The sequence below is a fragment of the Polaromonas sp. P1_E3 genome (genome assembly GCF_056405935.1).
In genome coordinates this window covers 1-2183 of sequence record NZ_JBFUBD010000423.1, presented here as the reverse complement: position 1 = coordinate 2183, position 2183 = coordinate 1, and the positions used below count along the sequence as shown (strand labels likewise).

Sequence of the window (2183 nt, the reverse complement as noted above, 5' to 3'; positions counted from 1 at the left end):
CGCTTCCGCGGCCGGCCGTCAGCGCCCCGCATCCGACACCGCCGGCAGCGCGCCGGTAGCGGCACCTTCCACGCCCCCCGCAGCGGCACTGCAGCCCGGCGCGGCGCCGCCTTCCATCGCCGGCCCCACGGCCGAGCAGCGCCAGCGCATGCTCGACCAGGCCAAGGACGACCCGGCCGCGCTGGAACGCCGCAAGCGCTTCCTGGAGCAAATCGACAAGGGCGACCCGGAAGCCCTGGCGCGCTGGCAAGGCATGAAGGACCGGCGCCAGGGCGGCCAGAGCGAGCGCTCAACGAAATGAACCGGAGCCTGAACGGCAAAAGCATCGCAGTGCGCAGCACGAAGGTTATTGAATGAGCCCCTCACGTCCCTTTATCCTGCGGCCGGTGGCGACTTCGCTGCTGATGGTGGCCATCGTGCTGGCCGGCCTCGTGGGCTTCAAGTTTTTGCCGCTGTCGGCCCTGCCGCAGGTCGACTACCCGACCATCCAGGTGCAGACGCTCTACCCCGGCGCCAGCCCCGAGGTTATGGCGCAAACCGTCACCGCGCCACTGGAGCGCCAGTTCGGCCAGATGGCCGGGCTCTCGCGCATGAGCTCCACCAGCGCCGCTGGTGTCTCCATCGTCACGCTGCAGTTCGGTCTGGGCCTGGCGCTGGATGTTGCCGAGCAGCAGGTGCAGGCCGCCATCAACGCCGGCGGTTCCCTGTTGCCGGCCGATCTGCCCGCCCCGCCCGTCTATGCCAAGGTCAACCCGGCGGATGCCCCGGTGCTGACACTGGCCATCACGTCCGACACCATGCCGCTGACAGAGGTGCAGAACATCGTCAACACACGGCTGGCCCTGAAGATCAGCCAGGTCAATGGCGTGGGGCTGGTGTCGCTCAGCGGCGGGCAGCGCCCCGCAGTGCGCATCCAGGCCGACACACGGGCACTGGCTTCCTATGGGCTGGGGCTTGATTCACTGCGTACCGCGATCTCCGCAGCCAATGCCAACGGCGCCAAGGGCAGCATCGACGGCCCCACACGGTCCTATTCAATCAACTCCAACGACCAGCTGGTTGCCGCGGCCGACTACAAAAACCTGATCATTGCCTTTCGCAACGGTGCGGCGGTGCGCGTGTCCGACGTGGCACAGGTGGTCGACAGTGCCGAAAACATCAAGCTGGGCGCATGGTCTGGTCTGAAACCAGCCATCATCCTGAACGTGCAGCGCCAGCCCGGCGCCAACGTGATTGCCACGGTGGACGCCATCAAGGCACGCCTGCCCGAACTTCAGGCCGGTCTGCCCACTTCGCTCAGGGTGGATGTGCTGAGCGATCGCACGACCGGCATACGCGCCTCGGTGATGCATGTCGAGATTGAACTGCTGCTGGCCGTGCTGCTGGTCGTGCTGGTGATCTTTGCTTTCCTGCACAGCCTGCGCGCCACCGTCATTGCCAGCCTGGCCGTGCCTATTTCACTCGTCGGCACCTGCGGCCTGATGTACCTGCTGGGCTACAGCCTCAACAACCTGAGCCTGATGGCGCTGACGATCGCCACCGGCTTTGTGGTGGACGACGCAATCGTGATGATCGAAAACATCTCGCGCTACATCGAGGAAGGTGAAGAGCCGATGGCCGCAGCACTCAAGGGCGCCACGCAGATCGGGTTCACCATCATTTCGCTGACGGTGTCGCTGATCGCGGTTTTGATTCCGCTGCTGTTCATGGGCGACGTGGTCGGCCGGCTGTTCCGCGAGTTTGCCGTGACGCTGGCCATCACCATCCTGATCTCGGCCGTGGTGTCGCTCACGCTGGTGCCCATGATGTCGGCGAGATGGCTCAAGCACGTCCCGGAAACCACGGGCGAAGGCCGGCTGGCCCAGGCGGGCGCGCGGCTCCAGCGGTTCTTTGACGGCGTGATCGCGCGCTACGACGTGTGGCTCACCTGGGTGCTCAAACGCCAGGGCGCCACGCTGCTGGTGGCACTGGCCACCCTGCTGCTCACGGTGCTCCTGTATGTACTGATCCCCAAGGGCCTGTTCCCGACGCAGGACACCGGCCAGCTGCAGGCCCGCGTTGAAACCGCACAATCGGTGTCCTACGACCGCATGGCCACGCTGCAGCAGGCCACGGCCAGGGCCATCCTGGAAGACCCCGACGTCGAAACACTGAGCTCCTTCATTGGCGTGGATGCAGCCAAC

Annotated in this window: 1 protein-coding gene and 1 pseudogene; both read left to right on the top strand. The window is 65.9% G+C overall.

The window, feature by feature from the left end; genetic code table 11:
• Nucleotides 1–301 (top strand): annotated as a pseudogene (locus AC1D0Z_RS20085) (efflux RND transporter periplasmic adaptor subunit); the annotation flags it as partial.
• Between the two features lie 52 nt (nucleotides 302–353).
• On the top strand, nucleotides 354–2183 hold a 1830-nt coding region (locus AC1D0Z_RS20080), incomplete at its 3' end, for an efflux RND transporter permease subunit (protein ID WP_477659932.1).